General features: G+C 28.0%; 21 protein-coding genes. All 21 read right to left on the bottom strand.

Features of this window, described 5'->3' with window-relative positions; all coding sequences use genetic code 11:
• Positions 1 to 345 precede the first annotated feature (345 nt).
• A complete protein-coding gene (locus ABCM86_RS13220; RefSeq protein ID WP_343004148.1) occupies positions 346 to 591 on the bottom strand; it encodes a DapH/DapD/GlmU-related protein in 246 nt (81 codons plus the stop codon).
• A gap of 348 nt (positions 592 to 939) precedes the next feature.
• Positions 940 to 1,620 (bottom strand): acyltransferase, encoded by a 681-nt coding sequence (locus tag ABCM86_RS13215; protein WP_343004147.1) that lies wholly within the window; start codon positions 1,618 to 1,620, stop codon positions 940 to 942.
• Positions 1,621 to 1,712: 92 nt separating this feature from the next.
• Positions 1,713 to 2,741, bottom strand: a complete 1,029-nt coding sequence (locus tag ABCM86_RS13210) for an acyltransferase (RefSeq protein ID WP_343004146.1) — start codon at positions 2,739 to 2,741, stop codon at positions 1,713 to 1,715.
• 94 nt (positions 2,742 to 2,835) lie between these two features.
• Positions 2,836 to 4,395 carry a hypothetical protein gene (locus ABCM86_RS13205; RefSeq protein WP_343004145.1) on the bottom strand — a complete coding sequence of 520 codons (1,560 nt, stop codon included), beginning with the start codon at positions 4,393 to 4,395 and terminating at the stop codon, positions 2,836 to 2,838.
• 28 nt (positions 4,396 to 4,423) lie between these two features.
• Positions 4,424 to 6,271 carry a polysaccharide pyruvyl transferase family protein gene (locus ABCM86_RS13200; RefSeq protein WP_343004144.1) on the bottom strand — a complete coding sequence of 616 codons (1,848 nt, stop codon included), beginning with the start codon at positions 6,269 to 6,271 and terminating at the stop codon, positions 4,424 to 4,426.
• Between the two features lie 36 nt (positions 6,272 to 6,307).
• Positions 6,308 to 7,123: a glycosyltransferase gene (locus tag ABCM86_RS13195; protein ID WP_343004143.1), complete on the bottom strand. Its 816-nt coding sequence runs from the start codon at positions 7,121 to 7,123 to the stop codon at positions 6,308 to 6,310.
• Positions 7,124 to 7,140: 17 nt separating this feature from the next.
• Entirely contained in the window at positions 7,141 to 7,749 is a 609-nt protein-coding gene (locus ABCM86_RS13190) for a DUF1919 domain-containing protein (protein ID WP_343004142.1), read from the bottom strand.
• A 17-nt stretch (positions 7,750 to 7,766) separates the two neighbouring features.
• Positions 7,767 to 8,702, bottom strand: a complete 936-nt coding sequence (locus tag ABCM86_RS13185) for a glycosyltransferase family 2 protein (RefSeq protein ID WP_343004141.1) — start codon at positions 8,700 to 8,702, stop codon at positions 7,767 to 7,769.
• Complete coding sequence (locus tag ABCM86_RS13180) at positions 8,702 to 9,676, bottom strand: glycosyltransferase family 2 protein (protein ID WP_343004140.1); 975 nt, start codon at positions 9,674 to 9,676, stop codon at positions 8,702 to 8,704. Before ABCM86_RS13180 ends, ABCM86_RS13185 begins: the two co-directional genes overlap by 1 nt.
• 19 nt (positions 9,677 to 9,695) lie before the next feature.
• Positions 9,696 to 10,265 carry a hypothetical protein gene (locus ABCM86_RS13175; protein WP_343004139.1) on the bottom strand — a complete coding sequence of 190 codons (570 nt, stop codon included), beginning with the start codon at positions 10,263 to 10,265 and terminating at the stop codon, positions 9,696 to 9,698.
• A gap of 61 nt (positions 10,266 to 10,326) precedes the next feature.
• Complete coding sequence (locus tag ABCM86_RS13170) at positions 10,327 to 10,926, bottom strand: serine acetyltransferase (protein WP_343004138.1); 600 nt, start codon at positions 10,924 to 10,926, stop codon at positions 10,327 to 10,329.
• Between the two features lie 26 nt (positions 10,927 to 10,952).
• Entirely contained in the window at positions 10,953 to 11,939 is a 987-nt protein-coding gene (locus ABCM86_RS13165) for a glycosyltransferase (protein ID WP_343004137.1), read from the bottom strand.
• 9 nt (positions 11,940 to 11,948) lie between these two features.
• On the bottom strand, positions 11,949 to 13,061 hold the full coding sequence (locus tag ABCM86_RS13160) for a glycosyltransferase (protein ID WP_343004136.1): 1,113 nt from the start codon (positions 13,059 to 13,061) through the stop codon (positions 11,949 to 11,951).
• Positions 13,062 to 13,077: 16 nt separating this feature from the next.
• Complete coding sequence (locus tag ABCM86_RS13155; protein WP_343004135.1) at positions 13,078 to 14,223, bottom strand: EpsG family protein; 1,146 nt, start codon at positions 14,221 to 14,223, stop codon at positions 13,078 to 13,080.
• A 4-nt stretch (positions 14,224 to 14,227) separates the two neighbouring features.
• Positions 14,228 to 15,112: a glycosyltransferase family 2 protein gene (locus ABCM86_RS13150; RefSeq protein ID WP_343004134.1), complete on the bottom strand. Its 885-nt coding sequence runs from the start codon at positions 15,110 to 15,112 to the stop codon at positions 14,228 to 14,230.
• A gap of 14 nt (positions 15,113 to 15,126) precedes the next feature.
• On the bottom strand, positions 15,127 to 16,218 hold the full coding sequence (locus tag ABCM86_RS13145; RefSeq protein WP_343004133.1) for a glycosyltransferase family 1 protein: 1,092 nt from the start codon (positions 16,216 to 16,218) through the stop codon (positions 15,127 to 15,129).
• On the bottom strand, positions 16,215 to 17,300 hold the full coding sequence (locus ABCM86_RS13140; protein ID WP_343004132.1) for a glycosyltransferase family 4 protein: 1,086 nt from the start codon (positions 17,298 to 17,300) through the stop codon (positions 16,215 to 16,217). The genes ABCM86_RS13145 and ABCM86_RS13140 overlap by 4 nt, the downstream gene beginning before the upstream one ends.
• Before the next feature lie 13 nt (positions 17,301 to 17,313).
• Positions 17,314 to 17,928, bottom strand: a complete 615-nt coding sequence (locus ABCM86_RS13135) for a sugar transferase (RefSeq protein WP_295761758.1) — start codon at positions 17,926 to 17,928, stop codon at positions 17,314 to 17,316.
• A gap of 37 nt (positions 17,929 to 17,965) precedes the next feature.
• The gene (locus ABCM86_RS13130; protein WP_343004130.1) at positions 17,966 to 19,849 is read right to left on the bottom strand and encodes a nucleoside-diphosphate sugar epimerase/dehydratase; all 1,884 of its coding nucleotides are present in this window, start codon (positions 19,847 to 19,849) and stop codon (positions 17,966 to 17,968) included.
• 177 nt (positions 19,850 to 20,026) lie between these two features.
• Positions 20,027 to 20,749 (bottom strand): CpsD/CapB family tyrosine-protein kinase, encoded by a 723-nt coding sequence (locus tag ABCM86_RS13125; RefSeq protein ID WP_295575980.1) that lies wholly within the window; start codon positions 20,747 to 20,749, stop codon positions 20,027 to 20,029.
• A gap of 33 nt (positions 20,750 to 20,782) precedes the next feature.
• Positions 20,783 to 21,658: a hypothetical protein gene (locus tag ABCM86_RS13120; protein WP_343004129.1), complete on the bottom strand. Its 876-nt coding sequence runs from the start codon at positions 21,656 to 21,658 to the stop codon at positions 20,783 to 20,785.
• Positions 21,659 to 22,508: the final 850 nt, after the last annotated feature.

Raw genomic sequence — 22,508 nt, 5'->3', positions numbered from 1 at the left:
TAACATGAACATAAACTTATGAGCTATTTTTTTATCCATTTTTAAGTGTTGCACTTAATATGATAATTCATCATATAGAAAAAATATATAGTAGTTTGCCAGAATCCAAAGTAAAAGCTATAGAAAATAGAGATAAATAGGTATTTTCATTAATTTAAAAACCTCCATGCTCAACTCCATTTTAGCAAGAGGTTTTTATTTTTATATACTTCTTTTATATACTTCAATTTTTCAATGTATATTTTCTAAACATTTTCATTCTAAGTATATACTCAAGAAACTACTTTTAATTTATTTCATGTACCCAAATTGAGTTTGTAATTCCTGTTTCATACGTTCTTTTTCTTAAATAGAATACTCTCTCCATTTTAAACACGGTCCGTTATAAATAGGATGTTTTATTAAATTTTCTTTATGCTTTTCCTTATATTCTTCAGTTGTACATATAAATTTTGCAGGATTACCTGCAAATATACTACCTTTTGTAACATCTTTTGTAACAACACTACCTGCCCCAATAATGGAATTTGAACCTATTCTCACATTGCATAATATTGTCGAATCATGCCCTATATAAACATCATCTCCAATATCAACAATGCCTATTTTAGTATACCTATTTACATATTCAGTACTTGTATCATGTGCTATAATTTTAACATTACTAGAAATGCATACATTATCACCAATAGAAATTAACTATGGGAATAGTGCATCAAAAGGATAAACAGAATGATTTCTTAAATTTGTTCCTACCTTTAAGCCTTGAGATACTAAAAAATCCATTTCTGCTTTTTCTGTAGATACTCTCATCAGTATTCTCCTAATAAATTTAAAAACCAATTACTTCACCTCAATTATATATTTTAATTTTTATATAATATATAAATTAATTATAAAAATATCAGATATAAATAACATTCATTTATAATATAAGCTTTATTTCCATTTTATATTTTCCTTTTTTATCTTAGCTGGATAACCAGCTATAATACAATTTTCTATATTAAACTTTTTAGTAACTATACTCCCATACCCAACTACGCAATTATTTGGTATATATGAACCTTTTAATAAAGTTACTTCTGCACCTAACCATACACCTTGTCCTACAAAAATACTTTTATTTTGATTGATAATATCTTTTTTATCGTTATATATAATATGTCCATCTCCATCATTTAATGTACAATTCCATCCAAGTAGAGCATTATCACTTATTTTTATTCCTTTTTTACAAAACACTTTACAGTTTGCATTTAAACTTACTTGATTTCCTATTGTTATAATTCCATTATTAATAGCTTTTAAACAACACCCCTTAGATATATCAACATATCCATTAAATATTATTTGTGATTTTCCATCTGTACCAAAATAATTTTTTGATCTATCACTCATTAAACCTTCTGAACCATTATTAATGCCTATCATAACCATAGCCATACCTATATTATTGCTATTTATTTTTATAGTATTTTTATTAATCCCCTCTATTTTAGTTCTATTCGAAATAATAATAGGTAATTTACAAGCGGTTTTAAAATTAAATATTTTAAAATTTACATAGAGTGTTTTTGGTAGATTTTTCATAATCATCTTTATTAATTTATAATCCATACTCTGCCATCCTCCTATAAGAACATTTTAATACTCTAAATACAAAATAAATTGATTCCAAAATGTATAATTACTTCTAATTTACATATAATTTATTCTCCTATAATAAATTTAAATGTAGTTTTTCTTATCATAAAGGATATCAATAGCGATAATATTCCCAAAATACCAAAATTAACAATAATCATAATCAATGGATTAATATTAGGAATATAAGAAAAAGTTATATAAACTAAAGGGGAATGAAATAAATATATACCAAAGCTATTTTTTCCTAACTTATCTAAAAACTCATTTGTATTACTAGAAATTAATTTAAATAAATTAATAATTGTTAGTGTCCTAATTCCCAAACTTAAAGCTAATCTAATCTGGTTATCTAATCCGCAATAAATTAATCCAATAATATTAATTAATATAAATGTCATTGTAAGAAATTTATTATTATAAATAGGATTAAATATACTTTCATACTTGTTTAAAAAAACTCCTAATGCAAACCAAATAATGTATGAATACGCTGACATTAGTGGTGGGTATGTAAATGCAATTTTATAACCTAAAAAATATAATATAATTGAAATAGCAAAAAAAATCTCCTCAGATTTTTCACATATACGAGGAATCTTTTCAACTATAAATAATATTAACTCTGAGATTATAAAAATTAAAAATAGCGCAGGTAAATACCATAAATGTCCAACATCAGATACTTTTAAAAAATTATGTATAAATATATCAAAAAATGATTTATTTATATATCCTGGATAATTAATTAACTTTCTTATTGGAAGTAAATAAAAAATTCCCACACAAAAAAACGGTATAATTAATCTTTTAAACTTTTTTATTATAAAATTTAAAAAATGAGGATCTTCTTTATGTGAGTAATAAAAAAGATATCCTGAGATAGCAAAGAATAATGGCATAGGAATAATATCTATTATTCTTTTGAAGTAATCTAAAAATATTACTTTATTTGATGTTTGATATAAATTCCAAGATGATGAATAAATTATTATACTATGTCCTAAAACAACTAAAATAATAGCTATCACCCTTAAATTATTAATCTTATTTGATTTATTTTTACTATTTACATTACTTTTTATCTTTCCCATATCCCCCTCCAATTTTTAATATAATTAATAAATTTGTCAATAATATAGCAATAGCATCTATAATTTGATAAACTTATTTTATATTATAATAAAATTATAAATTTATTTTAATTCTATTTCTTTTAAGTATTTCAAACACTTTTCTAATTAAACTTATTAGATATTTAAACTCTTCATTTCTAAAAAATAATATTAAATATACTATATTAGGTATAAAAGAACATATAATACACTTTATTAATATAGACATTACTAAATTACCACTTATAAATTTACATAAAAATGCACATATTACTACATTAATAATCATAATTATCAAATATTTAAAATATTTCGAAAAATACTCAATAGGCTTCTTAAAAAAACCATGTTTATAAACAATATATGGATCATACCATAGATTAGTAAGCAATCGCGCTATAAATGTAGCTAGTAATATTCCAAATAGACCATATTTATATCCCAGTAATACTGAAAATATAATATTAAATAGCGCCGTAAAAACCTGCATATATTTACCATATTTAAACAATCCTAATGTCTGTTTAAATGTCCAGACTGCATTTTGCATACCTACAGTATAAAAATTAAGTCCTATAACAAAAGGTATTTCAATCCCTAATACATAACTTTCTCCAAAACATAATTTTACTAAATCATTTGATACACATAAAATTCCAATCGATGCCCAACTAAATATCCAGAAATTCATCATATTTAAAAACTTAAACATAGAATATTGTCTTTCTTTTGTTTCAGTTACATTATAATTTCCTATACTAGCTGTAAGTCCATTAAAAATTTGATTTAACAAAGAATTTAATGTTGTAGTTAATAAGGTATAATTAGATGCCATACCAGTAGTAGCAAGCCCATTAAAAAATGTAGTTATAATGTTATCTGTACTATTTACTAATAGTCCTGATAATTTATAAACCGTTAAATCCTTTATATTCCTAAATAATGATTTTCTTTCATTTTCTCTTAATGGATCTATATCTTCTTTTTCTTTTATATACGGAAACTTTTTAACTGCTATATGTGAGATTAATATATTATAAATAAAAGTGCCTATTGTTTGTATTAATAAATAACCTATATACTCTCTTGTTATAATTAAATAAATCATTTGGACTATACTTTGAATAATTGTAATAATATAGTTTAAACCTCCAACAATATAATTTTGTTGGGCTGCTATAATCAATGAACTCTTATAACTAAAAAAATATGTACTTGCTGTATTAAATAAATATATAAAGTAAAGTAAATAAATACTCTCTTTTATATCTGGTGTATCTCTTATTATAACATTTAAAAATGGTATTAAAATTAATCCAATTACTGCTATAAAAATTCCGATTGTCCTATATGCTTTTCCATAAAAATCAACTAATGATGCTATTTTTTGTTCATCATTTTCTGCTAAAGGCTTGTATAATGCATATACAACTGCACTACCTATTCCTAATTCAGCAAGTGAAAGCATAGAAATTATATTTGTAAAAAGACCGCTAATGCCCAAATAATCAGCTGCTAAACATCTTACAAATACCATCCTACAAATAAATCCTAAAATAGTATTTACTATATATCCCCCTAATCCTGTAGCAATATTTAATACTGAGTATTCAACTCTTGACTTTGCCTCCATAATTAATCACTCTTTCCAAAACAACAACTTATTTAAATTGTTGTTTCCATAAATCTATTTTTTCTTTTGGTAAATTTATTTTAGTTTTAAATGATGATAATATCATATTTTCTAATTCACCTTTTACATTTTCTCGATAAATTATAGGTAACCCTGTATCTTTAGATATTGCTTCTGCTCTATTATCAATTGATATAACTATACTTCTATGTTTATATGCCATTGCTCTTATGCCTGCATGAAGTCTAGTTCCAATATAATCAAGATCTTTATGCTCACTTAAAAACTTATCATAACTTTCAAGTCCTATAGAAACTATATTTAATTTATCTTTATATCCTAATTCCTCTAAATACTCATAGTCATCTTGTCCTTGAATCCATATACTAACATTTTCATAATTTTTAATAAGTATATCTAACATAATAGAATCATTTTCCTTATCTCTACTATAGTCAGTTATTGTACAGATAACATATTTTGCTTTGTCTGTAGGTATTTCAGAACATAATTTTTCATCTAGTTTCCACATAGTTGGACAACTCGTATTTACAACATTTTTTATACCTATATCTTTTAAACATTGTTCTGTAAAACTATCTCTAACTGAATGAATTGCATCTTGTGCCAACATATATTTTAATAATTTTTTAGTATAATTAGTAAATTTATTATTTTTAGAAGCAAATCCCACTCCCATTAATACAATTTCATTATAATTTTCTATATTGTTAGGTATTTTCCATAATCCATAACTTTTCATATCACCAGACAATATATTAGTTCCGCATACAACCTTTTTATCTATATTTTCTATAGATTTTATTTGTTCATCAGTTGGATATGTGTGAGTTGGTATATGGACAAAATCTTCTACTGATATATTATCTTTTAAAATATTTATACAGTTCTCCATAATAATGTTGTCACCCGAGTTATCACTATTCATATATGTATCAAAAATAGCAATTTTAGATGAATCATACTTTCTTTTTAATAATTTTTTCTTTAATATTGCCTTGTATAAATCACGATATTTTTTTAAATTTAAAATTTTTTCATGTATATTACTAGCTGCCTTTTTTACTAGTCTTAGAGGTAATTTAGTAAATAGCTCCTTTATACTATATTTTTCAAACACACTTTCCAAAATCAATATATATCTCCCTAACTTCTTTCCATATTTTTTATAGATTTCTCTTTCATGATCCATTGTATTCTTTATTTTTTCATCTAACCATGACGCTGTAAAATGATGAATTGAATATGTATCATTAGTTATATTTATATCACCTGTCATAAAATTCTTAGGACATAATACTTTGGAATTATAAACAATAATATCATCTAATTTTTGAGTATTATTTTCTCTTTTTAGACCATTTTCACATAATACTTTCGTTGTATAATGTGGTGATGGTAGCATATTTAATTCACCATTTTTATCATAAAAATGCATATTATTATAAAAATCTCTCATTTTTTTTATAATATTATTTTTAGGTTTTGCACCAAAACCTTGTCCACAATTTACATAAAGTTCTTCTGTTCCTGTATTTTCAAAACCAATAAAAGCTTCTTGTTCTAATAAATCATCAAAACTTTTTATTAACTCGACATCTGTATCTAAATATATTCCACCATAATTATATACAATATCTAATCTAGCATAATCAGGTACAAATCCCCATTTTTTTGATTCATATGCTTCTTTCATATATTGATTTTTTGTAAAATCATAATTATTTTCATTCCATTCTATTATCTCATAATCAGGACAATATTTTTTCCAACTCTCTATACAATATTCTACTGATTTTGGTTTTTGTGATGTTCCAATCCAACAGTAATGTATGATTTTAGGTATCCCTTTCACACTCTATTCCCTCCTTATTAGTCTCTAGTCATAATCTTATCTGGATTTTTTTACTAACCTACTTTTTATTTTGCTTATAAACCGTTTAATAAAGAAAATTATCCCTGTATCAATCAAGTCATAAACACAAATTGTATATATATCCACAATTTTAGTACTAAAATGTAGTTCTAAAAATTCAAAAATTCTTGGACTTCTTAATTTTGTTTTTATATAACTATATTTATAAACAAATTTTTTTGAATTTTTTTCATCTATCCAGCTACCTGCATAATGATGAATAAATTTACTAGTATGAATATTCGGATGTAAAAATATTATATTATCATATACTTGTGTTGATGCATCTCTTTTAATTTGAGGTATTTTCTGTACTATCCTCAAAGTATTTATCTTAGGACATCCTGTTAAATCTATTTTATTATCAGGTTTATAAAATTTTCGTTCCAAATAATCATCTAGTAAAAATTTCACAACCTCATTACCTTTTTCAGCACCAAAACCTAATCCAGTATTTATATACCTCTCAGTTTCCCAATTAAACCATGCATTATATTTCAATAAATCCTCAAAACATGAAACAACTTCTACATCTGTATCTAAATATATCCCACCATATTTATAAATTATGTATAACCTTGCTACATCTGATACAAATGCATATTTTTTTGCTGCATATGCCTGTTCAGTATATTTACAAAAGTTAACATTAAAATTTTTTTCATTCCATTCTATTATTTCATAATCAGGACAATATTTCTTCCAACTTTCTATACATTTATTTATTAAATCACTTTTAGGATTACCTCCAAACCAACAATAATGTATTACTTTTGGTATCAAGTAAATCACTCTCCTCCTACTATAATTTATTCCCTATTAAAGAAAGATACATAATCAAATTCATCTAAATATCTTCTTATAAAAAATTTTTTCTTAAAATAAATTAATACACCTACTCCATCTTTATCTTCAAAACCGGTTATATAATAAGAAGATTTAAATTCAGGATATTTTTTATGAGTAAATATAACCTTATTTTTATAAGGTAATTCTTCAAATTTTTTCAAACTATCATATGTCGCATTATCACCATCAATAGCCATTATAAATATATTATCCCAATTAATCCTCTTCTTTCTTTCATTCCACTTATCAACAGCTTCCTTAAAAGTTTTGTAGTGATTAAATCTTATTTTTATATCTTCTAACATTCCACAAGGAAAATCATAATTTTCATCTTTAATTTCATATATTTCTTGTTCTAAATAATATTTTAAATTACTTACTAATTTTATAAAATCATCTGTATCCATACTTAAATTTATAGTTGGAGAATTGAATGGTAGTCCTAAATCATGATAAATAATTCCTCCATTACAATTCGATGATATTATTGTTGGATTAAAATTTTTTAATCTCTTTCTCTTTAATTCTTTATATAATCTCCACTCAACTCTTTTTATTAATGAAAACATAAATATACCCCTATTCTTTAATAAATTTTACAATGTAACTTTGGACTATATCTAAGTAAAATAAATCTTAACTTCTGCTTTATATTAAAATTCTTATCCTTTATAAGTCGTTTAAATACTTTATTATATCTATCTTTAGCCACATCAAATAATGGTTTTAATTCATCAGAATTGCTATCAAGATTGTTATATGCATTTGATAAACTTGAGTACATATGTAAATATGCTTCATCTGCATATTCCTTTATATTATTTTGATCTAAAAAAATTGCCCTTAAATAAACCGCTTCCATAAAGTCAAAATATTTCTTGCTATATCCTCCATCTAAAATACTCCCTCTTCTACATCTATAATAATACGAATCTTTTCCTGTTAATATTACAGAGCTAGCTTTCATTACAAGTTCATGGTATACAAATGTATCTTCGTAATATTTTCCATATGGAAATCTAATTCCATTAAATAATTCGGCTTTAAACATCTTGTTACAGACAGAAGGTTGTTCTAATGTCTTAAATCTATCTTCTCCTTCTAGTACTATTTTTTTTTCTGAAGGTTTATAAAAAACATCTGTATCTTCATTTCCATAATATCTGACCATATTACATACAGCTATTTGACTATTATTTTTTAAAATTAAGTTATACATATTTTCTAAAGTATCATTTGCAATAAAGTCATCTCCATCAATAAAACAAAAATATTTGCCACATGCTTTTTCAATACCTGCATTTCTAGCATCTGACAATCCACCATTTTTTTTATGTATAACTTTTATTCTATTATCTTTTTTTTCATACTCTCTACAAATATTTAGACTATTATCAGTTGAGCCATCATCAACTAATAATAGTTCAAAATCCCTAAGTGTTTGATTTAATATACTTTTTATACATTCTTCTATATAATTTTCTATATTATATACTGGAACAATTACACTTATCTTTGGCATCAAATTCCCCTCCCCAGCATATTTCTAACCTTACTAATCATATAAGGATATTTATAAAAAGAAAAAAATAATACTTTATCTTTCGTTGTTAAACTATGAATATTATCATTTTCTATAGTCTGTTTAATTTTATTCCATAAATCTTCTCTAAGATTTTTATCTTTATCAAGTTCTTCAAGCATACATAATTTTTGAAAATTATATATACAATTATCTAAAAATGTTTTACAAGATAATTCTTTAAGATTAGGAAAATTCACTTTCATAAAATTATATCTTTCATAAAGTGCATCTATTGCATCCAATCTTTTAATTGAATATTGTCTTCCCATAGTACTTTCCTCATGTTGTCTGTAGTAATAAGTTACGTCATTTATCCATGTTATTTTTTTAGCATTTGCAAACAATTTATATGTCCAATATTCATCATCAATATATCTACCTTTAGGAAACCTTATATCTTTTAATAATTCTTTTTTATATAATTTATTCCATGGTGTTTGATGAAATTTTCCACTTATAATAAGTTCTTTTAATGCATTTTCTGTATTAAAATTTTCAACTTTATTATTTTGTTGTACATTTATACTTTTAAATTCTTCAAATATAGTAGTATTGCATGCCTCAACAATATCTGAGTTTTCCTCTTTCATACAATTATATAGAAGTTCTATATTATTTTGATGCAATAAGTCATCACTATCTAGTATTATAAATAAATCACCTTTAATAGCATCTAGACCTGTATTTTTTGCCATAGCAGCACCCATATTTATTTGATTTATTAATCTAATTCTATCATCCTGTTGTTGCCATTTCTCACAAATACTTTTACTTTTATCTGTAGATCCGTCATTGACTAAAATTATATCTAAATTCTTATAAGATTGATTCATCACACTCTTTATACAATCATCTAAATATTTTTCTGTATTATATATCGGTATAACTACTGAAATTAACTCTATTCCCATATTTATTTGCACATCCTAACTACTTATTTTTTATAATCTTTGCTGGTATACCTCCTACTATAACATTATCTTGTATATCTTTTACAACCACAGCATTAGCTCCTACTATAACATTATCTCCTACTGTTATTGGTCCTAACACTTTTGCACCACAAGTTATCATAACATTATCTCCAATTATAGGTGCCCTAGTACTATCTTTATATCCTAATGTTACTTGTTGATTTACCCAAAAATTTTCACCTATTTTCTCAGCAGATATCATGGTACTAAACCCATGTTGTATAAAAAGACCACCTCCAATTTCCTTGGCTTGTATATATAAAGTGTCTAATGGTGGATAAATTATACTTATTATTCTTCGTCCAATTACTCTTTTACTACTTCTATATATTGCAATATTCCTAAATTCTTTATATTCAGTCATTAACTTACAAATATTAAAATATCTTTTATTTTTTAAACCTATAATGTGTTCCCATCTTTCTATATCTTGTTTAAATTCTTCATTTGTTGTATCTATAAATATATAACATATAGTAAATCTCAACAACTGAATTAAATCTATTATTTTTTTTAAAATAATCATATTGACTCCTTACTTTATATAGATACATTTATTAAACTTTAAAGTTTATTCCAGTAATGTACTATATATTATGTGTACTTGTTTTATATTTAACTATTTTAGCAGGATTACCTGCAACCACACAGTTACTTGGAACATCCTTTACTACGATAGAACCTGCTCCTATAATTACGTTATCTCCTATAGTAATTCCTCCAACAACAACTGAGCCTGTATAAACTATAACATTATCCCCTATAACTGGTGTATATCTACCATTTTTATTATTTCCTCGTCCTATAGTAACATTTTGATATGTAGAAAAATTTTTACCAATTTTACTTGCATGTATAATCGTACTATATCCATGATATATAATAAGACCTGGACCTATATCACCACTGATTTCAATCGATTTTAGTGGTGGATAAAATATTTGAAATAACTTTGCCATTATTCTATTATGTTTTCTTAATCTATAATAAAAAATATTTCGAAATGCCTTATCATTAAGCAATAGAATACATAGTTGATTATATATATTTTGTTTATTATAGAATTTACTACGTTGTTTCATATCTTCAATAATATCTTCTTTATCCTTGAAAAAATAAAAATATATTAAAATAAATATAGCTCTAGGATAATTAAGTATTAAAAAAAATTTTTGAATTAATTCCATAATGATTACCTCTTTTGTTAATTTATTTAAATATTATACTTTTTATTAAAATATACTCTATATGTTAAGTCATAAAAATGCGGTATATATAATATTGAATATACCATTAATTTAGTTTTTGGGGTAATTGTTTTATTATCTCTTAGTTCATTCTTATTTAACTTAATATAATACCTAACTTCATCTTTAATTTTTTTAAATTGATTATTCTTATTTAAAGTTAATAAATTATAAATATTTACATTCCTACTAATATCCATATTTTTAGCATAAGGTAATATCTCTCTATCATTTTTATATAAATCAACTATCATTTTATAAGCTTTCCTAGGATCAGTTATTCTTCTAATATTATTCAAACTTGAAGTAGTTGCAGAATTATCTCTCTTTATATAATTATATTTTGCCTTATCTTCAAATACAGACTTATTAGCTCTATTAAATAGAAGTATATTAAAATATAAATCTTCATTTATTTTTAAGCTTTCATCTAATCTAGTATCACCTACAATTTCTTTTCTAAATATCTTATTCCAAATTCCAGGCTCTATTAAACTTCCATCCATTAAATCTAAAATCCCTTTTTTTCTATCTTGAATAACAATTGTTCCAGTTCCATGCATAAGAGTTTCTTTGTCATTATCAACTAATTTATATCCACAATGAGATATGTCAGCTTCATACTTTATGGCATTATTAACAAGCATCTCATACATATCCGTTTCAATAGTATCATCACCATCAACAAATCCTATAAAATCACCACTAGCAACATCAATTCCTCTATTCCTTGCACTAGAAACTCCACCATTATCCTTATGAATAACAATAAATCTATTATCATTTTTAGCAAATTCATCAGCCAATTTTCCAGTATTATCGCTTGACCCGTCATCAACAACAATAACTTCCAAGTTCTTATAACTTTGATTAGATATACTCTCCAAACATTTCACTATATAATCTTGAATATTATATGCTGCTACAATAACGCTTACCTTATAACCTTCCATATCCATCTCCTATAATGAATCAATCATATTTTCAACAGCTTTAACAGTCTTTTCCTTCGAGAAGAAACTACCTCTTTCCGTAGCCTTCTTCTTATAATAAGCTAATAACTTCCTATCCTTCAAAAGTTTCTTAATTCCTTTGTAAATTCCTTCTTCGCTATTTTCAACAACCAAACCATACTCATTGTTATAACCAAGAAGTTCTTGGGCACCTGAACATAATGTACTAACTACGGGCGTTCCAACTATCAAAGACTCAGTAACTGCAGTACTAAATCCTTCTCTCAATGAAGAACATACAAATAAATCACATTTTGCCACATATTTATATGGATTATCCCTAAATCCTAATAATGTATATGTATCTTGCAAATTATTTTCTTTAATATATTTATTGATTTTATCTTCATCTTTACCTATTCCTAATATATATATATGATGATTTAATCCTTCATTAATAAGCTTTTTATGAATCCTTGCTAATCTGTCATATCCTTTTGTCCCTATAATTTTTCCAACTGAACATATATTTACTGTATTCTTATCAAAAGTCACATCATCTATTGTTTCTTTAGACTTTTCAACAATTTGCTCAGTTTCATTAGTATTGTAAAGCACATCCACATTAGATTTATTTAATCCTGATGTTTCTAAAAAAATCTGCTTTACAGTCTCAGATACACACACAATTTCATCAAACTTACTATAACATACTCTAGCTTCATCGTTATTTCTAAATCCTAATGCAAATTTTTGCTCATCATTCATTTCAATATGTATCCAGCTTACCTTCTTACTTTCATATGGACATCCACTTATAATCCTTGCTGTTGGACCTTCTAAGTATGAAACAACTATATCATATTCATCTTTTATTAGATGCTTATATAAAAACTTTGGGGAAAATAATTTAAATATCGTTGAACTTCCTCTAAAAAGTTTTTTAAATACATATTTGTACTTTATATCTTTGTTTATATACTGCTTGTTCACACCTACATCAAATATCGTCTGTAGGGTTATATCATATTTATTTTTATCTAAATTATTCACTAAATTAACAAGTACTTTTTCAGCACCACCATGCATTAAATTAGGAATAAAAAATAATATTTTTTTCATATCTATACTCCTTTATTTATTGCCATTGATATTTTATATTCAAAATATCACTGCCATATCCCATTCCCCCCCACGCTACAACCATTTGATAATAAAAAAATGCAAAATAACAAACTATCATAATATAGTAAATTAAATCTTTCTCTCTATCTTCAAATATATTTTTTAAAAGCCATGGTAAAAGAATTAAGTTATACATAGAAAAATATATCGGAAGTCTTCCAAGAAGAATTCCACTTCTAGCAATATTTGATATTACATATAAACCACTAGCAATTAATGACATATTTATACTCAACTTAATAACAGGAGTTAACTTATCTTTTATCTTATTTCTATATATAAATGCTAAAATTATAGGTATTGCCTCTACTAATATCCTAATTGGACTAGTCCCATCATCCGTATTCTTAAACTCATCTACAGAACTAGCATAATCAGTTTGCTCAACAACATCAGTTAGTAAATTTGTAAACTTACTAGTAAATAACATTGCTAAAACTATACATCCAATAAACAACATAGTTCTCTTATTCCAAGGCTCTCCCTTAGCAATAAAATACATTGGAATTAACAATAAAGCTGACTGGTGAATGGTAGATAATATACAAACTATTAATATATATAACAAGGTTCTATTTTTTAAAATAAGACCAGTGCAGGCAAATATAATAGCTGCAGCCAAAAACTGTCTCATCCCATTAAACATCCATGTAAACTGACAAGACGTCATAAATAAAAATGCACTAACTCCAAAATTACACGAATATTTATAAAGTGGAAACATTACACATATTCCACTAATTACCGCAATAATAAAAAACCATACATTGTAATTGTCAGCTATAAAAGTTTTTATTAATATTGAAAATAATCTAAATCCAGGTTCTCTAGCACTACTATCAAATATAATATCATGAGCATTCTGAAATAATGGATAATCATTAAACATTTTAATATAAGCAAGAGTATCTCCTACTCTACTTCTAGCCCCTGCAAAAAATATAATCACAGCAAAAGTAACAAGCGCCATAAATAAATGAGCCCTTGGTTCATAAACATCTTCACCTAAATACTCTCCAACACAAACCCTCTTAGCAGAAACCTGAGCCATTATCCCAAACAATATAACCCAAGCCATCATAAACCAATATACTGTCATATTCCTATTTTCCTTCCCTATTGTTATATAAAACCAATAAATAAAGTGCAAATCCAAAAGGCACAGCCAAAACTGTCATCCCCTTTTTAGGACTTTCTTTAATAAATCCCTTGTTTTTACTTATAAAGCTACTTGATACATAATGAATACAAGTCTTAAACTTCTTTAAAACTCCCTTATCATACTTCATATGTACCTTTCTCATAAAAGCAAATCCCCTCGGGTTTCTATAATACTGTCTAAGCATATTCTTGCTAGAACCATCCTCCATATACTCCACAACACAAACAGGCTTATTCATTATCAACAACTCATAATCCTGATCACAAAGCAAGTATTTATAGTCCAAAGGAACAAATTTCTCTCCATCAAACTCTGGATAGGCTGGATATTTATTTATAATCTCTGTTCTATAAATAAGTTTCTTGTCACCTTGGCCACCATTTTGATAATAGCCACTAAGTGTTGTACTTTTTTTATTTGGCAGTTCTTTACCTATTACTTGTCCATTTTTATATACATCAAGCGCTATTATTCCAGAATAGCTGCCATCTTTATTTTCATTCCAAAAATTTACGATTAACTCCACAGCATCATCTGGCATATAATCGTCTGAATCTATACATACGTTTAATTCTGTATCTATAAGTTCATATGCCTTGTTATGACCTGTGTGCATTCCTCCATTTTCTTTGTATACATATTGAATTTCAAACCCATTATTTTGAGCTATCCATTTGTCTACAATTTCTTTAGTATTATCACTAGAACCATCGTCTACAATCAGCCACACAAAATCCTTGCAAGTCTGTCTGCATAAGCTGTCATAACATTGTTTCAAAACATAGGCTCTATTATAAGTTGGAGTAAATACTGTAAGTGTCGCCATATTCAATCCTCCAATTAACATTTATTTAAGTAAAACTCCTGCAAATATTTTGCATTAGCTTTTATATCGAAATTAGCTTTTACTATTTCTTCTTTTGTATTTTGTCTTTCATACTTTTCATATTTAAGTACTTCTTTTGCCCAATCTTGTGGGCTTTTTTCTAATTCAACTACTTGTACATTTTGTGTCATCTTACATTCAAGTGGTACTCTGTCTGATATTATGCATTTAAGCCCTGATGCTTGTGCTTCTACCATTGTCACTGGCAATCCCTCATAAAGCGAAGGAAATAAAAACACATCCATCCCCTGCATCAAATCATTTACATCAGATCTAATACCAGTAAATATAACCTTATCTCTAAGTCCCAAATCATATACCTTCTGCTCTATCTCTTGTCTTAAATTGCCATCACCGACAAGCATCAATACACTGTCTTCTTTTATCTTTTGTATTTCATTAAATACATCTATAATAAATTTGTGATTTTTAGGATAATTAAATCGTCCCACATGACCAACCACAAACTTGTTTTCTATACCAAATTCTTTTTTTACCTTAGCTGCTTTTTCTTCATTATAAGTATATAAGTCCGTATCAATTGCATTATTTAACACTTCAAAATCATCAGTTTCAAACATCCATTTGCCTGCCTCTCCACCACATGCAAACATCTTGTCTGAGTATTTTTTAATATTTTTCTTTGCCAACACTTTTATCAAGTACTTCAAGTTCTTATCTTGGCTTGCACTATGAGCATGAGCAATAGTAAACTTAACCCCATTCTTCTTAGCCACCTTCAGCACAACTCCACTCAAACAATCCTGATGACAATGTACAATCTGATACTCCTTATGCTCATTAAAAAACTTATCCAAAGCATTTAAGTAATTCTTGCTGAAAGGATTTAATTTTGGAAGATGATAAATCTTGCCGCCAAGTGATTCAATTTCATTATCATAATCCCATCTTTCATCACGATGAGTTAGAAAATCAAATTGAACCTTATCTCTATCAATATTTCGATAGTAATTCATAAGCATGGTTTCAAGTCCGCCACGCCCCATATATGTCACTACTTGTAGTACTCTTATCGGCTCACTCATCTCTCAATCTCCTCAACAGTCAACTCAACCACCATCTTCTTATCAAAAACATCCTCCATATGCCTTCTGCCACACTGCCCCATCTTAGCCTTCTCATCATAACTCATCAGCGTAAACTGCTTAATCTTCTCATAAAGATCATCGCTGTCTTTCACCTTGCAAGTAAACCCGCTGACACCATCAATAACAGACTCCTTACATCCATGGATATCGCTGGCAATCAGCGCCCTGCCTATTGCTGCCCCTTCTAAAAGGACATTTGCCATTCCTTCGTGATAAGAAGGTAGTACGATGCAGTGTGCTTCTCTCATAAATTTGACGACGTCTTTTTGGTAGCCGTAGTATTTTATATAATCTTTTTCTTCTAATTCTTTTATAATCTGGCTGTAATCTTCTTCAAACCAGCCTAAAAATCCAAACTCGGCTTTTATGCCTTCTTGTTTGATTTTTTTAATTGCTTCAAAAAGCTCGTTTACGCCTTTTTCCTCCATAACTCTGCCCACAAATAGAAACTTTGTTATATCGTCTTTTGGCATTTTGCTAAAGCTGAACCTTTCTAAGTTGACCCCAGCTCCATTCATAACGACTGCTTGTTCTTTTTTTATCGTCTTGTCATCAATCATCACTTGGGCATTTTGCACATTTTCAAAGAACACAGCTTTGGCATTTTTAAGCCCGACTTTATAAAGGGTGCTGACGATTTTTTTAAGCACACCACCTTTATAATAAGTACTTCCAAGCCCTGTTACATTGGCGATAAACGGCGTCTTTCTAATTCTACACGCCATCCCACCATAGATGTTTGGCTTTATTGTATAACCTATTGCTATATCGGGTTTTTCTATTTTTATCAATTTCAAATAATCTAGAAAAAGCTTTATGTCCTTGATTGGATTTAAGCTTTTTCTATCTACATAAGTTTCAACAATTCTAACTCCTAAGGACTTTATCTCCTCATTGTCATCACTTTTCGGCAGTGACACTACTACTTCATATCCCTTGTCTACTAAACTCTCCACCAACTCTCGCCTAAATTTGTATATTGTGGCGAAATGGTTTGATAGTATCAACACCTTCTTCATAACTTACCCCACTTTACTGATTTGTCTGTTTTGCTGTTTTACTTTGTGCCTTTCCTTCAACTACTCCATCTCTTTTTAATACTTTTATAAAAGTCATAAAGAAACATTTTAAGTCAAATCCAAAACTACATCTTTTCACATATTCTCCATCTAATTTTGCCTTTATTGGAATAGGTAACTCATCTCTACCATTGATTTGTGCCCATCCAGTAAGCCCTGGAAGAATATCATTTGCTCCATATTTGTCTCTTTCTTCGATCAAATCATATTGATTCCATAGTGCTGGTCTTGGCCCCACAATACTCATCTCACCTTTGATGATATTTATAATTTGTGGTAGCTCATCCAAACTCGTCTTTCTAAGCAACTTTCCAACTCTGGTTATATACATGTCTGGATTTTCTAATAAATGAGTTGGTGTATCTTTTGGTGTGTCTATCCTCATAGTTCTGAATTTTAAAATATTAAATTCCTTTTTATGTATTCCTATTCTCCTTTGTTTAAATAGAATCGGACCTCTTGAATCTAGTTTTATACAAATTATCAAAATCAAAAATACCGGTATTAAAATTATAAATCCTATTAAAGATATTAAAAAATCAATACACCTCTTTATCTTCTGATACATTCCATGATTGACTTCATCCATATCACACCACATCCCCCTATACAACAACTTCTTCTCTTCTAACATAAGTCGGTACAATACTCTTCATAATAATATCGACCTTCTCATCTTGATTATTCTCAGCAACCCTCTTCAAAATATTAAGCTCTCTCTTAAACTCGACCTCGTCGATTTTTATCGGTTTGCCGATTCTGATTTGATCATTAGATGTACGAGTAAGTCCTTCTTCGTCCATAAGTACCTCTTCATAAAGTTTTTCGCCTGGTCTAAGTCCTGTAACCTTAATATTTATGTCGACATTTGGTTCATATCCGCTTAATTTGATTAAATTTCTCGCTAAATCAATTATTTTGACTGGTTTGCCCATATCAAGTACGAATATTTCGCCACCTTTCGCCATTGCACTCGCCTGCAAAACTAGCGATACAGCTTCTGGTATCGTCATAAAGAATCTTGTTACTTCTTCGTGTGTTACGGTAACTGGGCCGCCTTCTTCGATTTGCTTTTTAAACAGTGGTACGACGCTTCCATTACTTCCAAGCACATTGCCAAATCTCACTGCGACAAATTCTGTCTTGCTCGTTTTGTTAAGTGATTGTATTATCATTTCGCAACAACGCTTTGTCGCACCCATTATATTTGTTGGATTTACGGCTTTATCTGTCGAAATCAATACAAATTTTTCTACCTTATATTTATTCGACAATTTTGCCACATTAAGTGTTCCAAATACGTTATTTTTTATAGCTTCACAAGGGCTATCCTCCATTAGTGGAACGTGTTTGTGTGCTGCTGCGTGGAAAACTATATCTGGTCTATAATTTTCAAATATTGTATTCATCTTATCTTCATCACGAACTGATGCGATAAGTACTTTTAAATTTAATTCTTCTTGATAATGTCTGATTAATTCTTGTTGAATGTCATATGCGTTATTTTCATATATGTCTACTATGATTAGTTGTCTTGGATTGTATTTTGCTATTTGCCTACATAGTTCTGAGCCAATAGACCCACCACCTCCTGTAACCATTACGATTTTATTGTTGATGATGTCGTCCATTTCGCTTAAATTGATTTTGACAGGTTCTCTGCCTAAAAGATCCTCAATTTGAACATCTCTTATTTTTGTTACATTAACCTTTCCGTCTATAATTTCATAAATTCCCGGAATAGTCTTTAATTTTGCTCTTGTATTTTTACAAATATCTATAATTTCTCTTTTTCGTTTTACGTTTATATTTGCAATACAAATAATTATTTCATCGATATTTTCCCTTTCTACAATTGTAGAAATATCTTCAGTCGTCCCCAATACAGGTACTCCAAAGACTGATTTACCTATTTTATGTATGTCATCATCTACTACTGCAACAGGTAATTTCTTTAATTCTGGATTTTCAAATAACTCCCTCAATATAATGTTTCCAGCCTTACCTGCCCCAACGATAAGAACTCTAGATGAGCTAGGAGCATTTTGATTAACTTGCATATACATAAGTAATCTTCTCATTGTTCTATAAACAACTCGAACAGATACCATTGCTACGATTATCATAAGTACATTTACTACATAAAAAGCTAGATTTAATTTACTGTGTGTTAGTGCGATTATTGCTGCTGATGGTAACACTGCACAAAAACAAGCGACAAATATCGAGGCTACTTCTCTTTCTCCGCCACATTTCCACAGACTGTCATAACATCTAAATAATAATAAAAATGTTTCATTTATAGCTACATAAATAATTATCGGTATTAATGAAAACCTAGAAATGTCAAACCCCAACAAAGCTAAAGTTATGACAAAACTAAGTGCACATAAAATTCCATCTATAGCTAATAAAATAATTTGTCTCATCTTGCACTTGTCAGCATCTTTTGAAATATCGTCTAATACTTTCATAAGTTTTATTATCATAATATTCCCCCCTTATATTTAGACCAAATTATCTCTTTGTTTCCCCCTTAACAAGATCATTTTTGATTAAAATCATTCCCCTAATTTATTTGGTATAAATATTTCTATAATGCAGACTAAATCTATCTATAAATTTCTACAAAAAATTAAAAATTCCTTATATTTCTTGATAATTCTTTATTTTTTTTTGTGTTTTTTTCTCTTTTTTCGTTTAAATAATCCTCGTTTAGGCTTGTCCTCATAATATCCAGCATATCCATAATAACTATTATAATAACTGTATTTCTGTGCACTAAACTTATTTAGCACAACGCCAATAACATTTGCCCCAACTTTATTTAACTTTTCCAACGTAATATTGGCAACTTTAGCATCAATTGCCTTAGATGCATTTATTAAAACTGTCCCATCCACATATTGAGTAATTATACATGCATCATTCAATCTGCATATAGGCGGTGAATCAATAAATACATAATCATATTCCTCTCTCAACTTTGCCAAAGTATCTTTCATAGACTGAGAATTAAGTAAAATAGAAGTATTAGAAGGAACTCCACCAGAAGTAATTATATCCAAATCTCCAACCTTCTTAATACATTCTGATTGTTTTTTGTATCCAAAAACTATATCTGCAATACCAAAAGTATTCTCAATCCCAAAATATCTACTAACGCCCCTTTTTCTAAAGTCACAATCAAGAAGAAGAACCTTAACCCCCTCTAACTCAGCAAAACACTTCGCCAAATTACAAATAATAGTAGTCTTCCCTTCATCCATCTCAGCACTAGTAATCAAAATCGTCTTTATATTTTTATTAATACTTAAATAAGTCCTAATCTCCCTGTACGACTCATTTAACTCAAAATTTCCTTCATCATACGCTGCTAACATTGCCATAGCTAATCCCCCTTAAATTTTTTATCTATAATTTTAAGCTTTAACTGTATGTCTTCCCTTTGACTTTCCATCATCCATTGGAATAGTTCCTATCAAAGGTAAATCCCAATACTTCTCAACATCCTCAGGAGTTTTTATCTTAGTATCTAAACATTCAGATAATAATACTAAAAATATAGCCACAACAATTCCTATCCCAAGAGCCTGAACTAAAGTTAAATCTCTACTTCTAGGAATCAAACTTCCATTACTCGCCTTATACACAACTTCAACACAATCCAAATTGATGACTCTCTTAAGCTCAGTATTATAAGCCTCAGGAAGAGCCTCAGCAACTTGTTTTGCAACCTCAGGCGAAGAAGTTGTTACAGTCATCTTGATAAACTGTGGAATTTCCTCACTTTGAGCAGCAGTAATAGTCCCAATTTGACTACTCTTTAATCCAGTAAGAGATGCCACATTCTTTCTAACATCACTAGAAGTAGCAAGTCCCAAATAAGAAGTCGCAATATTTTGATTCGCCATAGACGCAGAACCAGAATAAGCACTATAAATCTTGTTTAATTTTTCTTGATCCTGTTTTGCCTTCTCCTCTGCCGCTGTTAAACCACTACTAGATCCAGAACTACTATAACCCGAAGTATCCCCCGAATCATCACTACTACTTGTATTAATCTTTTTCTCATCCTCCTGTATAGACTTAATAGAATTAATCCTAATCGTAACATTAGACATATAAGTCGGCACATACGAAATATAATTTTTATAAGTTTTATATCCCCCAAATCCTAGACAAATTAAAATAGTCACAATAGCGATCCATTTTCTTCTTCTAAATATGTCTAAATACTCTTTAATATTTACCGCTTCTCCCATTTTCGCCTCCATAATTTCTCGTGATATCCTCAAATCACCCATTTGTAATATAAATTTATTAACCGCCAGATCCCCTGTATTCTCTAAATAACAAATTCCCTAGAAATTCAATATTTCCATACTTATGTGCTTGGAAATTTGATATTCCTACCCTTGAGATAAAATATCCCTAGATAACACTGAATCAGAAATATCTTACTTTAAATAATGAATTATTCATAAGATGACTTTTCAAAAAAGAAGTTTGGCAATCAATATTCTATTTTATCTGTAATTATAGCATATTTTACCAATTTTGTAACTTTAATGACAATATTTGTATGATTTATGACAGTATTGATTCTTTTGATATCATTTCATTTTTACTTTTTTTATTTCTTTTTGTTTACTTTTTTTATTTCATTTTGACTTTTTGTTATTTTATTTGGGTTTTGTATTATTGGGTTTGATTTATTTAAATATTATTATGTGATTTTTGTGACTGTTTATCATATTTTATGTTACTTTATATTGGATATTGGTATTGTTACTATATATTTATATTTTGTTGATATGCAAGAGAATTTGTTAAGTTTGTGAAATTTGTATAGTTAATATGTTTTATATATATTAACTACCAGTTACTAGCCTACCTTTATTACTAGCTACTAGACTATCCTAGCTACTTGCTCATTGTGCTTACTAGACTAGTTGCTGACTACTTACTAGACTACTTTCGCATTAAATCTACTAGGTAGTATACTATATTAAAAATAAATATTTACAAATATATTTAATCCCTCTAAAGAATTTAATTTAGAGCATAAAAAAAGATTACGTGGCTACGTCTTACTCTCCCAGGCGGTTGCCCACCAAGTACCATCAGCGCTCAGGAGCTTAACTT

Origin of the sequence: Clostridium sp. 2218st1_F5_2218SCRN_220325 (assembly GCF_039062665.1) — a bacterium.
GTDB lineage: Bacteria > Bacillota > Clostridia > Peptostreptococcales > Peptostreptococcaceae > Intestinibacter.
Note: the sequence above shows the minus strand (reverse complement) of the source record. Positions and strands in the feature narration are given on the sequence as shown.

Bases quoted from the DNA above. Each gene is read 5' to 3' on its own strand.
- ABCM86_RS13135 (WP_295761758.1), bottom strand. From the start codon at position 17,928: ATGTATCAGAAGATAAAGAGGTGTATTGATTTTTTAATATCTTTAATA.
- ABCM86_RS13185 (WP_343004141.1), bottom strand. From the start codon at position 8,702: ATGCCAAAGATAAGTGTAATTGTTCCAGTATATAATATAGAAAATTAT.
- ABCM86_RS13170 (WP_343004138.1), bottom strand. From the start codon at position 10,926: ATGGAATTAATTCAAAAATTTTTTTTAATACTTAATTATCCTAGAGCT.
- ABCM86_RS13175 (WP_343004139.1), bottom strand. From the start codon at position 10,265: ATGATTATTTTAAAAAAAATAATAGATTTAATTCAGTTGTTGAGATTT.
- ABCM86_RS13125 (WP_295575980.1), bottom strand. From the start codon at position 20,749: ATGGCAATGTTAGCAGCGTATGATGAAGGAAATTTTGAGTTAAATGAG.
- ABCM86_RS13180 (WP_343004140.1), bottom strand. From the start codon at position 9,676: ATGGGAATAGAGTTAATTTCAGTAGTTATACCGATATATAATACAGAA.
- ABCM86_RS13150 (WP_343004134.1), bottom strand. From the start codon at position 15,112: ATGGCGACACTTACAGTATTTACTCCAACTTATAATAGAGCCTATGTT.
- ABCM86_RS13190 (WP_343004142.1), bottom strand. From the start codon at position 7,749: ATGTTTTCATTAATAAAAAGAGTTGAGTGGAGATTATATAAAGAATTA.
- ABCM86_RS13140 (WP_343004132.1), bottom strand. From the start codon at position 17,300: ATGAAGAAGGTGTTGATACTATCAAACCATTTCGCCACAATATACAAA.
- ABCM86_RS13160 (WP_343004136.1), bottom strand. From the start codon at position 13,061: ATGAAAAAAATATTATTTTTTATTCCTAATTTAATGCATGGTGGTGCT.
- ABCM86_RS13130 (WP_343004130.1), bottom strand. From the start codon at position 19,849: ATGATAATAAAACTTATGAAAGTATTAGACGATATTTCAAAAGATGCT.
- ABCM86_RS13165 (WP_343004137.1), bottom strand. From the start codon at position 11,939: ATGGAAGGTTATAAGGTAAGCGTTATTGTAGCAGCATATAATATTCAA.
- ABCM86_RS13155 (WP_343004135.1), bottom strand. From the start codon at position 14,223: ATGACAGTATATTGGTTTATGATGGCTTGGGTTATATTGTTTGGGATA.
- ABCM86_RS13145 (WP_343004133.1), bottom strand. From the start codon at position 16,218: ATGAGTGAGCCGATAAGAGTACTACAAGTAGTGACATATATGGGGCGT.
- ABCM86_RS13215 (WP_343004147.1), bottom strand. From the start codon at position 1,620: ATGGATTATAAATTAATAAAGATGATTATGAAAAATCTACCAAAAACA.
- ABCM86_RS13205 (WP_343004145.1), bottom strand. From the start codon at position 4,395: ATGGAGGCAAAGTCAAGAGTTGAATACTCAGTATTAAATATTGCTACA.
- ABCM86_RS13210 (WP_343004146.1), bottom strand. From the start codon at position 2,741: ATGGGAAAGATAAAAAGTAATGTAAATAGTAAAAATAAATCAAATAAG.